15 protein-coding genes are annotated in these 14,119 nt (G+C 68.2%); 9 read left to right on the top strand and 6 right to left on the bottom strand.

The features are described 5' to 3' along the window. The 3 genes from F0U60_RS07425 to def all read right to left on the bottom strand — a co-directional run bounded on the left by F0U60_RS07425 (nucleotide 1) and on the right by def (nucleotide 3,532). Nucleotides 1-1,425 carry a hypothetical protein gene (locus tag F0U60_RS07425; RefSeq protein ID WP_395815842.1) on the bottom strand — a complete coding sequence of 475 codons (1,425 nt, stop codon included), beginning with the start codon at nucleotides 1,423-1,425 and terminating at the stop codon, nucleotides 1-3. 131 nt (nucleotides 1,426-1,556) lie between these two features. Further along, entirely contained in the window at nucleotides 1,557-2,792 is a 1,236-nt protein-coding gene (locus F0U60_RS07420) for a cellulase family glycosylhydrolase (RefSeq protein ID WP_395815840.1), read from the bottom strand. A 149-nt stretch (nucleotides 2,793-2,941) separates the two neighbouring features. Then, nucleotides 2,942-3,532 (bottom strand): peptide deformylase, encoded by a 591-nt coding sequence (gene def / locus F0U60_RS07415; protein WP_395815838.1) that lies wholly within the window; start codon nucleotides 3,530-3,532, stop codon nucleotides 2,942-2,944. A 60-nt stretch (nucleotides 3,533-3,592) separates the two neighbouring features. On the opposite strand from def, the gene F0U60_RS07410 reads away from it, so the two are divergent. Further along, nucleotides 3,593-4,615: a M28 family peptidase gene (locus tag F0U60_RS07410; protein ID WP_395815836.1), complete on the top strand. Its 1,023-nt coding sequence runs from the start codon at nucleotides 3,593-3,595 to the stop codon at nucleotides 4,613-4,615. Nucleotides 4,616-4,673: 58 nt separating this feature from the next. After that, nucleotides 4,674-5,090: an SRPBCC domain-containing protein gene (locus F0U60_RS07405; RefSeq protein ID WP_395815834.1), complete on the top strand. Its 417-nt coding sequence runs from the start codon at nucleotides 4,674-4,676 to the stop codon at nucleotides 5,088-5,090. A 4-nt stretch (nucleotides 5,091-5,094) separates the two neighbouring features. On the opposite strand, the gene F0U60_RS07400 is transcribed toward F0U60_RS07405, so the two are convergent. Next, on the bottom strand, nucleotides 5,095-5,460 hold the full coding sequence (locus F0U60_RS07400; RefSeq protein WP_395815832.1) for a helix-turn-helix domain-containing protein: 366 nt from the start codon (nucleotides 5,458-5,460) through the stop codon (nucleotides 5,095-5,097). Nucleotides 5,461-5,617: 157 nt separating this feature from the next. Here F0U60_RS07400 and F0U60_RS07395 point away from each other — a divergent pair, with 157 nt between their 5' ends. After that, the gene (locus F0U60_RS07395) at nucleotides 5,618-6,829 is read left to right on the top strand and encodes a cyclic nucleotide-binding domain-containing protein (RefSeq protein ID WP_395815830.1); all 1,212 of its coding nucleotides are present in this window, start codon (nucleotides 5,618-5,620) and stop codon (nucleotides 6,827-6,829) included. Nucleotides 6,830-6,844: 15 nt separating this feature from the next. On the opposite strand, the gene F0U60_RS07390 is transcribed toward F0U60_RS07395, so the two are convergent. Next, entirely contained in the window at nucleotides 6,845-7,444 is a 600-nt protein-coding gene (locus tag F0U60_RS07390; protein WP_395815828.1) for a chalcone isomerase family protein, read from the bottom strand. 140 nt (nucleotides 7,445-7,584) lie between these two features. Here F0U60_RS07390 and F0U60_RS07385 point away from each other — a divergent pair, with 140 nt between their 5' ends. The 6 genes from F0U60_RS07385 to F0U60_RS07360 all read left to right on the top strand — a co-directional run bounded on the left by F0U60_RS07385 (nucleotide 7,585) and on the right by F0U60_RS07360 (nucleotide 13,662). Beyond that, on the top strand, nucleotides 7,585-8,949 hold the full coding sequence (locus tag F0U60_RS07385) for an erythromycin esterase family protein (RefSeq protein WP_395815826.1): 1,365 nt from the start codon (nucleotides 7,585-7,587) through the stop codon (nucleotides 8,947-8,949). Between the two features lie 46 nt (nucleotides 8,950-8,995). After that, nucleotides 8,996-9,772, top strand: a complete 777-nt coding sequence (locus F0U60_RS07380) for an alpha/beta fold hydrolase (RefSeq protein WP_395815824.1) — start codon at nucleotides 8,996-8,998, stop codon at nucleotides 9,770-9,772. A gap of 32 nt (nucleotides 9,773-9,804) precedes the next feature. Then, entirely contained in the window at nucleotides 9,805-10,557 is a 753-nt protein-coding gene (locus F0U60_RS07375; protein ID WP_395815822.1) for a ZIP family metal transporter, read from the top strand. Between the two features lie 70 nt (nucleotides 10,558-10,627). Then, the gene (locus F0U60_RS07370; protein WP_395825118.1) at nucleotides 10,628-11,491 is read left to right on the top strand and encodes a hypothetical protein; all 864 of its coding nucleotides are present in this window, start codon (nucleotides 10,628-10,630) and stop codon (nucleotides 11,489-11,491) included. 41 nt (nucleotides 11,492-11,532) lie between these two features. Continuing rightward, nucleotides 11,533-12,807, top strand: coding sequence for an alpha/beta hydrolase family protein (locus F0U60_RS07365; RefSeq protein WP_395815820.1), 1,275 nt, complete (start codon nucleotides 11,533-11,535; stop codon nucleotides 12,805-12,807). A 63-nt stretch (nucleotides 12,808-12,870) separates the two neighbouring features. Continuing rightward, a complete protein-coding gene (locus F0U60_RS07360) occupies nucleotides 12,871-13,662 on the top strand; it encodes a hypothetical protein (protein ID WP_395815818.1) in 792 nt (263 codons plus the stop codon). A gap of 5 nt (nucleotides 13,663-13,667) precedes the next feature. On the opposite strand, the gene F0U60_RS07355 is transcribed toward F0U60_RS07360, so the two are convergent. After that, entirely contained in the window at nucleotides 13,668-14,117 is a 450-nt protein-coding gene (locus F0U60_RS07355) for a nuclear transport factor 2 family protein (protein WP_395815816.1), read from the bottom strand. Between the last annotated feature and the right edge of the window lie 2 nt (nucleotides 14,118-14,119).

The following is a 14,119-nucleotide window of genomic DNA, read 5'->3' as shown; positions in this document are numbered from 1 at the left end:
TCAGTGGCGCTGCACCCAGTCCAGGATGGGCGTCCACACCAGCGCCTCGGCGTCGTCCGCCAGGAACAGGTCCGCGTGGCCGTACTCCACCGGGCGGGCAGCGTCGTCCTCGAAGCGCTGCACCACGTACGAGGTGACATCCTTGCTCCCCAGCAGGGAGAGGCTGTGAAGGCCGTAGGTGCCCATGCCGCCCGCGGCCCCCACATACATCACCGGCACCTTCACCTTTTTCAGGTGGTCGTCATACGGGACATCCGGCGTACCGCACCACATGGCCAGGGTGTCCACCTGCTCGCCAATGCTCTGGTAGGGCGCCGCCTGCACCATGCTGTCGACGAAGAGGCGCTCCTGCGTCCACACCAGGCCGGTGGGAACCACCCCGCTGAACATCGCTCCGGCCCAGTGGTAGCTCGGAATGATGACCGGGTTCTGCAGCATGTACGTGGCCCCGCCAAACGTCAGCGCGGCCTGCCGGTTCGTGAACCCCGGCACGAAGAGCGAGGGCTCGTCCGGCTGGGTCATGGCGAGCTGCCCCAGGGTCTTGACGAGGACCCCCAGCTCGCCGCCCTCGTACTCCCCCATCTCCTGGAGCAGGGCGAGCGCATCATGGAACGCACACGCCGCCTGGCGCTCCGTCGTGTTTCCCGGCGCGAACGTGTAAGGCATGTCCACGGGGATGAAGCCACTCACATGACGTTTGATCGCTGGCAGCTGCGACTCGGCGTTCAGGTACGCGTAGGAAACCGTGGCACCCCGGCTCCACCCCAGCAGCACCATCTGCCCCGCGCCGCTGCCGGTGAGCAAGCGCGTGCTGCGCGCCAGCTTCAGGCCCGTGCGCACATCCTGCGCATGCAGACCCAGGTTCCAATCCTTCATGAAGGAGAAGTTCGTCGTCCCGGCCGGCACGTGCACCCAGCGCAGGTCAATGCCCCACACGTCCACGCCATTCCGCGCCAGGAAGACGGCGATGGACTGCCGCCGCGGCACCGCCACGCTCCCGGCGCTGGCCATGAAGGCGCTCCGGAAACCCAACAAGTCCCCATGCACGAAGAACACCGACTTCGGCGTGGGCCTCGGCGTCCCCAGAACCGTCTCACGCACCACGCGGTGGAGGGAGATGACATCGTAGGCGCCAAGCCCCACTCGGACACGGTAGGTGTATTCGAAGACGTCGTCGACGATGTGCCGGCGCTCGGGAAGCCCTAGCCTGCAGGGCGCCTCGTCATCGTCATCATCGTCATCATCATCGTCGTCATCGTCGTCTTTATCGTCGTCTTTCTTGAGCTCGTCGCCGTCCTCATCGCACGGCTGCTCAAGCTCGAACGGGAGCCCGAGCAACGACATCGCATCATCTGCGCGAACCTGCGCCCCAAGCCCCAGCGTACCGATACACACCCACGCGGCCATCCAGCTTGGAATTCTCATACCACTGTCCTTCCAGATAAAACTGCCTTCATTGAAAATCTGACCATTCGCGCCAATCCTGACAACCCCAATGCAGCTTTTATTCGGGGCAACGAATGGGAAGCGGAGAGGAGGAACGCGAGATGGGCGCCTCAGGGCCTGCCAGAGAGTGCCGCGGCCTCGATGACGAGGTCCGCATGACGATTGCGTGAATCCGCCGGCACGGTGCCGTCGCGGTAGTAGAAGGTGAAGTCGTCCCACTCGTCCGGCCGGGCATCGTTGGCGAACATCCACGGAGCGCTGGCGCCCACACCGGAGCGCCACGCACAGCGGAACCAACCGCGGTACAGGGCGCGCCGCTCGTCGAGCGTGAAGCCCTCGCGGTTGCGCAAGGCGAACTCGCCAATAAACAGCGGCTTGCCCAGGTCCCGAGCAATGGCCGCGTGCTCGAAGAACCAGTGCGCGCCCGCGCGGGCCGTCTGCTCCCGCCCTATGCCATAGGCCTCCGGGTAGAAGTGCACACTGGCAAAGTCGATGACGGGCGAGGCCGTGTTGCGGCGAAAGCTGATGCCTCCCTCGAAGAAGGAGGGGGAGGCCGCATCGCGCCAGAAGAGCTCGTCATAGCCCGCGGAAGAGGTGTCGAACCCCTCCTCACCTGTCCCCACCAGGTGCCCGGGCGCGTACGTCTTCACCACCGTGGCCACCTCATCCACCCAGGCGCGCATGGCCGCGCCGTCCGGGTCCAACCCCTTGCCGCGCGGCTCGTTGAGCAGCTCCCAGGCCAGCACCGCCGGGTGCTCACCGTAGCGAAGCCCGTCGAAGGTGTTGACGCGCGAGAGCAACCGGGCGATGTGCGCCTTGTAGTGGTCGATGACGGCGCGCTCGGTGAAGAACCGCGCGTCTCCCTGTACCGAAGAAGGCAGCCCCGCCCACTCCACGTATTGCCGTGCCCCTCCATAGGCATCCCAATAATTGCCCAGCGGAAGGACGAGCTTCACCCCATGCGCGGCGGCCCGGGTGAGGACCAGGTCCAGCCCCCGCAGGGACAGCTCGTCATACTGCAGCGGGGCCACCTGAATGGTGGTGTCGCCCCGCTTCTCGGCCGCGTCGTTGTAGCCATTGGTGCGAATGGCCCACGCTCCGAGCGCCGCCGCCTTCGCGAACGTCTCCTCCACGGAGGGCGATTCCGCGCGGCCCCGCCGCAAGTCCCGCGTGGCATCCTCCTGGAGGTAGTACGCGTTGAGCACCACGGCCGCGGAGGGCGCCGCGCCGAGCTGCATCGCGGGTAGCGCGGGACAGTCCGAGGCCTCTTCCTGGAGCACCTCCAGGGCATCCTCGCCACAGGCCATCACCGTGAGCAGCAACACCGACAGGACAGGAGCACGCATGTACGGCTCACGTCGGGAGGGCCCCATGCCCGCCCCATCGGAGCATCGCAGCCACCTTACCCGGAACCCTGACGCATCCGTGTGCTCTGTTGGCGTCCCCTGTTAACGGGCATGCACGCCCTGAAGGGAGGGACTCCGTCATCACGTTATCAGGACAGTCCGAGCGCCTGACGCACCTCGGCCACCTGACGCATGGCCCAATGGCGGCGGTGGTTCTCCAGGGTCGTGAAGCTGCGGGGCTCCATCCGGTCGATGTACAGCGTGCCGTCCAGGTGGTCGATCTCATGCTGGAGGATGCGGGCATACCAACCCCGCGCCGAGACGGAGAGGGCCTGGCCGTTCTCGTCGAAGGCCTCCACGCGCACCCCACGCGCCCGCCGCACCAAGGCGGAGAAGCCGCTGACGCTCAGACAGCCCTCGTAGAACTCCACCTCGGTGGGGTCCTCCACCACGAGGCGCGGATTGATGAGGACATGAAAGTCCACGGGCTTGCGCTCGCGCGCGGCCAGCTCCTCCGCCGGAACACCCGCCTGGTATTCCGCCCGGTCCTCAATGACCGCAAGCCGCACGTCCACGCCCACCTGCGGCGCGGCCAGCCCCACGCCGGGCGCGTCTCGCATGGTGTCGCGCATGAGGGCGATGAGCTGCCGAACCGCGGGGCTCGTCATCTCCTCGGGGGTGAGGTCTCTCGCACGCCGGCGCAGCACCGGCTCTCCCGCCTGGACAATCTTCAGCATCATGGCCCGCGAGGATACCGCGCCGGACTGGCGGCCTCCCCATATTCATGGCTTCGTCGCCCCATGGACTTCCTTCGCAATGTCCGGAGACGCACCCTCGTGCTCGGCGCGCTCGCTGGGCTCGCCGCGGTTCTCGCTGCTGCCGCGTGGCTGGGACGCTCCGCCCCTGCGCCGGTGGCCACCACGCGCTGCACTCCCGGCCGCGTGGACCCTGAGCGGCTGAAGACGCACGTGCAAGCCCTGAGCGAGACGTTCCATCCGCGCGACAACGAACACCCGGAGAACCTCGAGCGCGCCGCGAGCTACATCGCCAACGCGCTCGCGCGAGCGGGCGGACGGGTGAGCTCGGAGCCGTATACGACGGGTGGGAGGAGCTACCGCAACGTCATTGCCACCTTCGGCCCGGACAGTGGGGAGCGGCTCGTCATCGGCGCACACTACGACGCGGCGGAGGGAGCCCCTGGCGCGGATGACAACGCCAGCGGGGTGGCCGGCCTGCTGGAGCTCGCGGTCCTCCTGGGCGCGAACCCTCCACCGGTGCGGGTGGACCTCGTGGGCTTCACCCTGGAGGAACCGCCCCACTTCCGCCGGAGCACCATGGGCAGCAAGGTCCACGCGCGGGCGCTGCGCACGCAGGGCGTGAAGGTGCGCGCGATGATTTCGGTGGAGAGCATCGGCTACTTCTCCGACACGCCTGACAGCCAGCGCTACCCGGTGGCCGCGCTGAAGCTGCGCTACCCCTCCGAGGGCAACTTCATCGCCGTGGTGGGCCGGGGTGACGAGAAGGCCTTGATCAACACGGTCCACCAGGCGCTGCGCGCCGTGAACGACCTGCCCTCCGAGTCACTCGCCGCTCCGCGAGGCCTCGAGGGCGTGGACTTCTCAGACCATGCGAGTTTCTGGGACGAGGGCTACCCAGCCGTGATGGTCACCGACACCGCCCTCTTCCGCAACCCGCACTACCACACGCCGCAAGACACCTGGGACACGCTCGACTACGCCCGCATGGCCCGGGTCGTCCAGGGGCTCCAATGCGCCGTCGAGGCGCTCGTCACACCAACGACTACCTCCCCGCCAGCGCAGTAAACGGACCGGACGAGAGCGCTTGGCATCCTCCCCGAAATAGGCTCTTAAGCGGAAAACCATGAGCCAGAATCTCGAGGTCCGCAACGTGCAGCAGACGGTGGAGCTGTCGGCTCCGCCGGACGCCGTATACGCCGCGTTGATGGATGCCCAGCAGCACGCCGCCTTTACCGGCTTCGATGCGGAGATCGACGCGCGCGAGGGGGGTGCCTTTGCCACGGGAAGCGGGCTCAACAGCGGCTATACGCTGGTGCTCGTCCCTGGACGCCGCATCGTGCAGGCGTGGAGACACCGGGATTGGAGCGAGCACCACTACTCCATCGCCACCTTCGACCTGGTGCCCATGGGAAGGGGAACACGCCTCACCTTCACGCAGGTAGGTGTGCCGGCGGACGCCTACGAGTGGATGGACGAGGGCTGGCGCACCACCTACTGGAGCCCGCTGGCGCGCTACCTCGCCATGCGGCGCCGGGCCTAAGCGCTCACTTGCGGTGGGCGATGGCGGAGGCAAGCGCTCCCAGTGTACGGAGCGCGTCGGGTGGGAGCTCGCGCAGGAGGTCCGTGAGGCGACGCAGCTCCGGGGGTAGAATCGGCTCCGAGGGAAGAGCCTCGGCCAGCAGCTTCTCGGCGCCGAGCCCCAGGAGCGCATCCGCGGAGATGTGCAGCGACAGGCAAAGTTTGTACAGCGTGGGCACGCTGGGCAGCATCTGCCCGCGCTCGATGCGGCCGTAGACGGCGGGCACGAGCCCCACCATGGAGGACACATCCGCCTGGGTGAGGCCTGAGCGCTCCCGGACTGCCAGGAGCGCTGCTCCCAGGTCGCGCTTCACTTTTTCAAGGTCATCCATGTCCCGGCCAACACTACTTCAAAAAACGGCCCGTGGAGAACGACTCACGAGGTTGGGACCGTACCTGGCACCCCCTGTGCCTTTACCCAGCCCGCCATCTCGCCGATCATGCGCCCGCCGCACCGTCGCACCCGTCACATCCCGTCAGGAGGTTCCCGTGGCGCTCCCCCCCACTGAAGCGCAGCAGCTCGTCCGCCAACACAAGGACAGCGCCGCCGCCAACATCCTTCAGGGCAAGCCCGCGGAGGCGCTCGCCGACTACCGCAAGGTGGTGGAGCTCTCCCCCCACGACTCCGCTGCGCGCCTCAAGGTGGCCGAGCTCCTCGCCCAGCTCGGACAGCGCCAGGAGGCCGTCCGCGAGTTCCACTACCTCGCCATCCGCTACGCCGCCGAGGGGCAGACCCTCCACGCGATCGCCGCCTGCAAGCTCATCCTCGCCATCGACCCGGAGCACCAGGAGACGCAGGAGAACCTGGCCAGCCTCATCGCGATGCAGAGCGCCGAGCAGAGCACCGGGGCCTCTCCCCCCGAGAAGCCCGCGCCCACACCTCTCTTCTCTCAGCTCCCCCGGGACGTCTTCGTGGCCTTGCTCGGAATGCTGGAGGTGCGCCGGGTCTCCGGCGGTGAGCCCATCATCACCGAGGGAGAACGCGGTCACTCCATGTTCATCCTCGTCCAGGGCACGGTGCGCGTGGTGCACACGCCCGAGAACGCCCTGCCGCGCACGCTCGCCGAGATAGGCGAGGGCTCCTTCTTCGGCGAGATGGGGCTCATCTCAGATGCCCCGCGCACCGCCACGGTGATCGCCACCCGGGACTGCACCCTGCTGGAAGTGACGCGCGAGATGCTCGCCCAGCTCAGTGCCCGCTTCCCCTCGCTCGAACTGGTGGTGCAGCAGTTCTACAAGGATCGGCTGCTCGACAACCTGCTCAAGTCCAACCCCGTCTTCCAACCGCTCTCCGACGCGCAGAAGCGGGCCATCTCCCAGCGCTTCCAGAGCCGCTCCGTGGAGCCGGGCACCGTGCTGCTCCAGCAGGGTCAGCGCAGCAACGCGCTCCACCTGCTGCTGCGCGGGCGCTGCTCCGTGGTGCACCAGGACCCCGAGGGCTCCGAGCGTCCCTATCCGGACATGACGGAGGGCTCCGTCTTCGGGGAGATCTCCTTGCTGCTCGACCTGCGCGTCACCGCCACCGTGCGGGCCGCCACCCCGTGCCTCCTGCTGATGTTGGATCAAGAGACCGTCAAGGAGCTGGTGCTGCCCCACCCCGACGTGCGCCGCGCGCTCACCCAGCTCAGCCGCGAGCGCCTGGACCGGACAGCCGCCCTGCTCTCCGACGGTGCCGAGGTCCAGGGCTCCTTCCTCATCTGAGCCCCGCGCCGCGCGTCAGCGGCGCTCGTAGATGGGGTTCTCCTGTAGCCAGGCGGTGAAGAGCACGTCCGCGAAGGCCTTGCCGGGGATCACCGCGCCCCGGCTCGCGTCACCGGAGATGAGCAGCCCCTTGTCCGGCAGATAGGTGATGAGGAGCGTGTCGCCCTTGCTCACGCCGCGCAACGACTGGACGAGCTGCTCCGCGTAGCGCTTCATCTCCGGCGAGCGCATCGCCGCGCTGTGGGAGAGAAAGCCACGGAAGGCCGCTACCAACTGCTCCCGGTTGATGTTGCGCCGGAAATGCAGGTGGAGCTGCTTGGGCCCATTGAAGGCAATGGCCTCCTGGGTCGAAGCCGGCGTCTGCTCCAGATAGAGCCCCCAGACGTAGACCTCGAAGAAGAGCCGCTTCTTGAGCGCCATGTGATCTAGCAGGAGCTCCTTGCCCTGGAGGCGGATGGCATCCGGCATCCGAACTCCCGCGATGGCCTTGGCCTGCGCCGCCGTTCCCACGAGCAGCGTCATCGCCAGCACCAGCCCCCAGACACTGCGCACACCCTTCCCCGTCCGAGCCTTCTCTTCTTCTCGCCTGTGCTCCATGTCGCCCAAAGTGGACATGGCCTTTCAGGGCGAACAGCCCCGTTTATTCCGGAGTTCGTGAGCAAGGGCTCGCCCGCTCGCTCGGGAAGGGCCAGTCAACCCTCCAGCTCGGTCGCTCGCCCTGGGCACGCCCCGGTCTCCTGTCCACTTTCAAAGACATGAATCCGTTCGATGAAGACAAGGGAAACACCCGGGACTTCCGTCCGGAGCTCATCGAGGGCGTGCGTACCGCAGCCATTGCGTTGAAAGACGAGGACTCGGACTTCGACGCGCTCCTCGAGGGGATCGGCGACGCGCGCTTCGTGCTGCTGGGCGAGGCCACCCACGGCACGCATGAGTTCTACAAGGCCCGCGCCGCGCTCACGCGCCGGCTCATCGTCGAGCGGGGATTCAGCGCGGTCGCCGTGGAGGCAGACTGGCCGGATGCCCTGCGGCTCAACCAGTACGTGCACGCAGAGGAGCTGGGCGAGGAGGCGAGAAAAGCGCTCGACACTTTCGAACGCTTCCCTCGGTGGATGTGGCGCAACCAGGAGGTGCTGGAGCTGGTGGAGTGGCTGCGTGCCCACAACGCCGCGCGGGGCAAGGACGCTCCCAAGGTGGGCTTCTACGGGCTGGACCTCTACAGCCTTCATGCCTCCATGCGCGAGGTGGTGCGCTACCTGGAGCCGAGAGATCCCGTGGCGGCCGCACGAGCGAGGGATCGCTACGCCTGCTTCGACCGCTACGGCACGGACCCACAGGCCTACGGCCACGCCTCGGCCTATGGCTTCGCGGACACCTGTGAGTCCGCAGTCGTCTCTCAGCTGATGGAGCTGCGTGAGCGCGTGGTGCGGGACGGAGTGCGAGAGGAGGACGCGCTCTTCTACGCGGAGCAGAACGCGCGGCTGGCGCGCGACGCGGAGGCCTACTACCGGACCCTGTACGCGGGGCGTGACGAGTCCTGGAACCTGCGCGACACGCACATGGCAGACACCGCGGATGCCTTGGCCGAGTACCTCGGCCACCGTCATGGAAACCCGGCGCGCCTGGTCATCTGGGCGCACAACTCCCATCTGGGTGATGCGCGCGCCACACAGATGGGGGACCAGGGCGAGCTCAACCTGGGGCAACTCCTGCGCGAGCGTCACGGCAAGGAGACGTACAACGTGGGCTTCACCACGTACTCGGGCACCGTCATCGCCGCGCGCGAGTGGGACATGCCGGGCCTGCGGCGGCGGGTGCGACCGGCGCTCGGGGGCAGCTACGAGGCGATCTTCCACGAGGTGGGCCTCCCTGGCTTCCTCTTGAGGATGGAGGACCTGGGCGAGGCGGGCTCGGGCCTGCGCGAACGGCGGCTGGAGCGGGCCATCGGCGTCATCTACGCGCCCCACAGCGAGCGGCACAGCCATTACTTCTACGCGGACCTGCCCGCGCAGTTCGACGCGGTGCTGCACTATGACGTCACGAGCGCCGTCCACCCCCTGGACCGGGACGCCGGCCACGAGGAGGAGGATGCAGCGGACACCTGGCCCTTCGGGATGTGAGCGAAGGCGCTGCGCAAGAGGGGCTCTCGGGCTATAGGAGGCGACCGTGATTCTCGAGAGCTTCCAGATAGGAGAGGGGCAGCGGCCCACAGTGCTGCTGCATGGCTTCCTCGGTACGGGGCGCAACCTGCGCTCGCTGGCGACAGCATGGAGCGAGGCGGACAAGAGCCGCCGCTTCCTGCTGGTCGACATGACGGGCCACGGCGCCTCGCCGCGGCTGCCGCCCGGGGCCACGCTGTCCACGGTGGCTGGGGACGTGCTGGAGACGGCGCGCGCAGCGGGACTCCAGGGGCCGTTGGAGATGGTGGGGCACTCACTGGGGGGCCGCGTGTCGCTCGCCGCGAGCCTGCGCTCCCCCGCGGAGGTGGCCAGCGTGACGCTGCTGGACATCTCCCCCAGCCCCATTCCCACGAGCCAGTCCGAGAGCGGCAAGGTGATGGAGCTCCTCCTGACCGCGCCCACCAGCGCACCCGACCGCAAGGCGATGCGCGCGGAGCTGACGGGACGCGGACTGTCCGGCCCGCTGGCGGACTGGCTCGTCATGAACCTGGAGTCAAACCCCGAGGGCGGGGTGCGCTGGCGCTTCGACCGCGAGTCACTCGCCGAGTTCCACGGGCGGGTGAATGGAGAGAACCTGTGGGCGGCGCTGGAGCGCCCGGGCGCGAAGGTGCGCTGCATCCGCGGCGGCCGAGCCCACTATGTCACCGACGCGGACCTGGCGCGGATGGAGGCCCTGGGCCACCCGGTGGCCACGCTCCCTGAAGCGGGCCACTTCGTCCACGTGGACGCGCCGGACGCGCTGTTGCGCTGGCTCCTCTCATGACCTCCACCCCGCTCCTCATTTGGCTGGCGGTCTTGGCCGACGGCCTTGCGGGGCTCGCGGGTGGGCTCCTCTCGGAGCGCTGGTTGTCGCGGCACTTGTCGGCCTTGGTGGCCTTCGCGGCCGGAGCGCTGCTGGGAGCGGTGTTCCTGGACATCCTCCCTGAGGCCGTCGAGACCGCGGGCTCGGCGGCCTTCCACTGGGCCCTCGTCAGCTTCCTGGCCCTCACCCTCCTCGGGTGGTTCCTCGGGCCCCACCACCACGACCACTCCCATCACAAGCCGGGCCATCCTCACCACCACGAGCACCTGGGCCCCTCCTCGCCCGTGGTGCCCTCCCTGCTGGCCGCGGACGCGCTGCACAACATTGGAGATGGCGCGGCGGTGGCGGCGGCCTTCCTCGTCTCACCCCAGGCCGGGGTGGCCACGGCCGTGGCGGTGATCGCCCACGAGTTGCCCCAGGAAGTGGGGGACTACGCGCTGCTCCGGGCCACGGGGATGTCGCGGGCGCGAGCCCTGCTGCTGCTCGCGGGCGTGCAGCTCACCGCGGTGGCCGGAGCCGGCGCGGTGCTGCTGGGCTCGCAAGCGGTGCAGGGCCTGGAGGGCATCATCCTGGCGCTCGCCAGCGGCACCTTCCTCTACATCGGTGCCACGGATCTGCTCCCGGAGCTGCGCCATGGCGCCACACCGCAAGAGGCCCGTGGCCGCCTGTTGGGCTTCCTGCTGGGTCTCGCGCTCGTGGCCACGGCCGGTGTGGTGGAGCGGCAGGTGCTGGGCACGCACCATTAGCGAGCGGCGAGCCAAGGGCTTGCCCGGATGCCTATCGCCGGACACGGGCCGCATGGTCACGGTTGCGAGCATGCAGCTCGGGTCCAAGCGCATGCTAGGGGAGATCTTGATGGAGCTAGGGCTGATCGACCGCGCCCAGCTCCGTCTCGGTCTAGTGCACCATCACGAGACCCACGTTCCGCTCGGGCGGGCGCTGGTCCGTGAAGGGGTGTGCACGGAGGCCGACATTCTGCGCGCGCTCTCCCTTCAGCTTGGCATTGAAGCCATCGACCTCGATCGAGAACCCCTGGACGCGAAGCTCACCCGGCTGGTGCCCAAGCGCATCGCCCGGCAGTACCGGGTGGTCCCGCTGCGGCTCGAGAAGGGCGAGCGCGAGGTGCTTCACGTCGCCCTCCCCGCTCCGGCCTCGCTCGAGGCCCTGGACGCGGTACGAGCGGTCTCCGGCAAGCCTCGTGTCGAGCCGCACCTCGCCTCGGACACGGCCCTGACCCACGCGCTCGGTGCGCTCTACGGCCTTCAGGACGACCTCCAGGAGCCGGCCGTTGGCTCCACTCCGGAGCGGGGTCCGGATCCGCCCCTGCTGCTCTATGCCTGGCCCCCCGTCACCGCCACGCTCATCTCGCGAGCGCTCGCGCGGCACGGCATCCGGACCCGAGTCGCCACGCCACTGGAGGTCATGCACACGACGGCCGCGGACCTCGTGTTCGCCCCGGTGCAGGCCATGGAGGGGCTGCTCGCGGGTGAGGCGCGGATCGCCGGCTCGCTGCTGCTCTCCGGCACTTCGGAGGACGAGGACCTCGAGCGGGCTCACCAGCTCGGAGCCAAGGGCTACGTCTCCAATCCGCTCGATGGCGAGCTGCTGTTGCGAGCCATCCGCCGACTGCGCCCCGGTCCCGGCGATACCTCGCAGCCGCTCTCGGGCCCCAACGGCTGACCCTCCCCACCCGGAGGTATGACCCTGCCGGAGGTGTGACCATGAAGGTGTCTACCCGATTCCACGAGCGGCACTCCGCCGTGACGTTCGTTCTCGGGGCGGCGGCGCTCACCTGGCTGTTGCGTCGGCTCCGCACCCAGCTCTTCCCGGTCAACCTCCCGGAGCCGACAGGTCCCTATGAAGTGGGCCGCGTCGCCTTCGACTGGGTGGACGCTCGTCGCGAGGAGCCCTATTCGCGCAGCGGGCACCGGCCGCGCGAGCTGTCCGCCTGGCTCTGGTACCCCGCCGAGCCCGTACCGGGAGCGAAGCCCGGTCCCTACCTGCCCGCGGGATGGCGCCTCACCAGCCTCTTCTGGCGCTTCCAGGCCTCTCGCGTGCGCGCCCATGCGGTGCCGGGAGCACCCGTGGCCCGTCCCCGAGTCCGCCATCCCGTGCTCGTCTTCTCGCCCGCGGGCTTCCCCCCGCTCTACTACTCGTCCCTCTTCGAGGAGCTGGCGAGCCACGGCTACATCGTCGCGGCCGTGAGCCATACCTACGAGGCGCTTCCCCTGTCGGCGTTCGCGGATGGGCGACTCCGGCTGTTCCGTCCGGCGAGCGTCGGAGGCGCCCTGAAGGTCTCACGCACCTCGCATGAGGAGGACGTGCGCAAGCGGGCCGAGGTCGTCCGCGTGAAGGCCGAGGACCTGAGCTCCCTGGTGGACGAGCTGAAGCGACTGGACGCGGGCTCCGGACTGCTCGCTGGGAGGATGGACCTGAGCCGGCTCGGTGCCTTCGGACATTCGATGGGCGGCAACGCGGCGGTGGAGTTCTGCGCGCGGGATGAGCGGTGCCAGGCGGTGGCCGATCTGGACGGAGGAGTGTGGAGCGCGGTGGGCCAGGAAGGAGTTCCCAAGCCGCTGCTGGAGTTGTTCGCCGAGCATCCGGAGTACGTGCGGCCCTGCGACGAGTCGGTGGGCCAGAAGGCCTTCTCGAGCGTCGAGTACTGCGAGGCCAACCGCGAGTTCACGATAGGAAGCTGGCAGCGGCTGTATGCCCGGGCTCGGCCTGGCTACAGCGTCCAGATTCGCGGGGCGGGCCACGCCAGCTTCACGGATTGTGGCTTGCTGCCTCTGAAGCGCGGCTCGTTCGCTCGGCAGGCGCTGGGCACCATCGACGGCCACCGGATGTGGCGCGTGCTGAGCGACTACCTGCGGGCATTCTTCGATCGGCACCTGCAGGAGGCCCCCGCTCCCCTGCTCGAAGAGCCCTCTCCCTTCTACCCGGAGGCTGTCCTCGCTCCGCCGGAGACGCTCTTCTCTCCGACCTCGGGGGTATGAACGCCGCACGCGCCTCCAGTAGAGTCCTCGCACTCCTGATTTCATCCCGTGCGAGGGGAAGAGATGAACCCGAAGTGGGTTGTAGCCAGTGGTTTGCTCACGATGTCCTTGCTGGGCGGTTGCCCAAACCCGAACCGTGCACAGCACCGTGAGGCGTCCTCACAGCCCGCTCCCCCGGCGCTGAAGAGCACCTCGGCACCGCTGTCGTCCGCTCCGGCCTCCAGCGGCTCCAGCCACCCCGTGACCGAGGGCCGCCTCGTCGACTCCGGGCTCATCATCGAGACCTTCGCGGGGAAGTTCGGGAGGAAGGGCCTCCAGCAAATTCCCTCGGAGGTGATTGAGAACGGCATCCTCCGGTATGTCCCCTACCTCTCGTACGAGGCGGAGCAGTACCAGCTCAACATCTACGGAGACCCCCAGCACCCCGCTGCGGTGGAGATCGGCGTCTACGCCAGCAAGAACAGCACCAAGCAAGAGGTCCGGAGTGTGATGGCCGGACTCCTCCAGAAGGCGGCGGACCGGGAGCTGGTCCACGGCCTGTCGCTCGAGAAGGACCAGCTCGAGCGCGCCGGCCTCACGTTCGAGGTCACCCCCTCCACCGCGGACGATGCCTTCGGGGGATGGTGGATCTCCATCTATGACAAGAGCGCCCTCGACAAGGCGCGCGCCTCCACGGATGAGATGAAGACGATCACGGTCAGCGTGCCCGAGCCCAAATCCGAGAGCGCACCCCTTCAGGAACGAAGGAAGGCGAAGCGGGCGAAGAAGCCCTCTAGCGGGAAGAAGGCTTCCGATCGCATCTACATCGAGGACTACACCAAGAAGGACGGCGCCTACGTCAATCCGGATCTCTGACCGGGCTAGCGGTAACGGCGCTCGGACTCCTGGATGGGGTAGTCATTGGCACTCATGTCCCGGCGGCGCATGAGCCCGGAGTCATCGAACTCCCAATGCTCGTTGCCGTGGGTGCGCATCCACTGCCCCGTCTGCGCATCGCGCCACTCGTACTCGAAGCGCACGGAGATGCGGTTGCCCGTGTATGCCCAGAGCTCCTTCATCAGCATGTAGTCCAGCTCCTTGGCCCACTTGCGCCGCAGGAAGGCCTTGATGGCCTCGCGCCCGCGGAAGAACTCGGTGCGGTTGCGCCACTCCGAGTCCTCCGTATACGCGAGCGCCACCCGCTCGGGGTCTCGTGAATTCCAGGCGTCCTCGGCGGCCTTCACCTTCGCCCGCGCCGTCTCCTCGGTGAAGGGAGGGCGAAGGATGACGGGAGCCGAGGAGGGAGCAGCAGCGGTGTGTGTAGAGGTCATGG

The sequence above is a fragment of the Archangium minus genome, from assembly GCF_044360475.1.
GTDB classification, from domain to species: domain Bacteria; phylum Myxococcota; class Myxococcia; order Myxococcales; family Myxococcaceae; genus Archangium; species Archangium minus.
The sequence above is the reverse complement of the archived record's forward strand: the minus strand, read 5'-3'. Positions and strand labels throughout refer to the sequence as shown.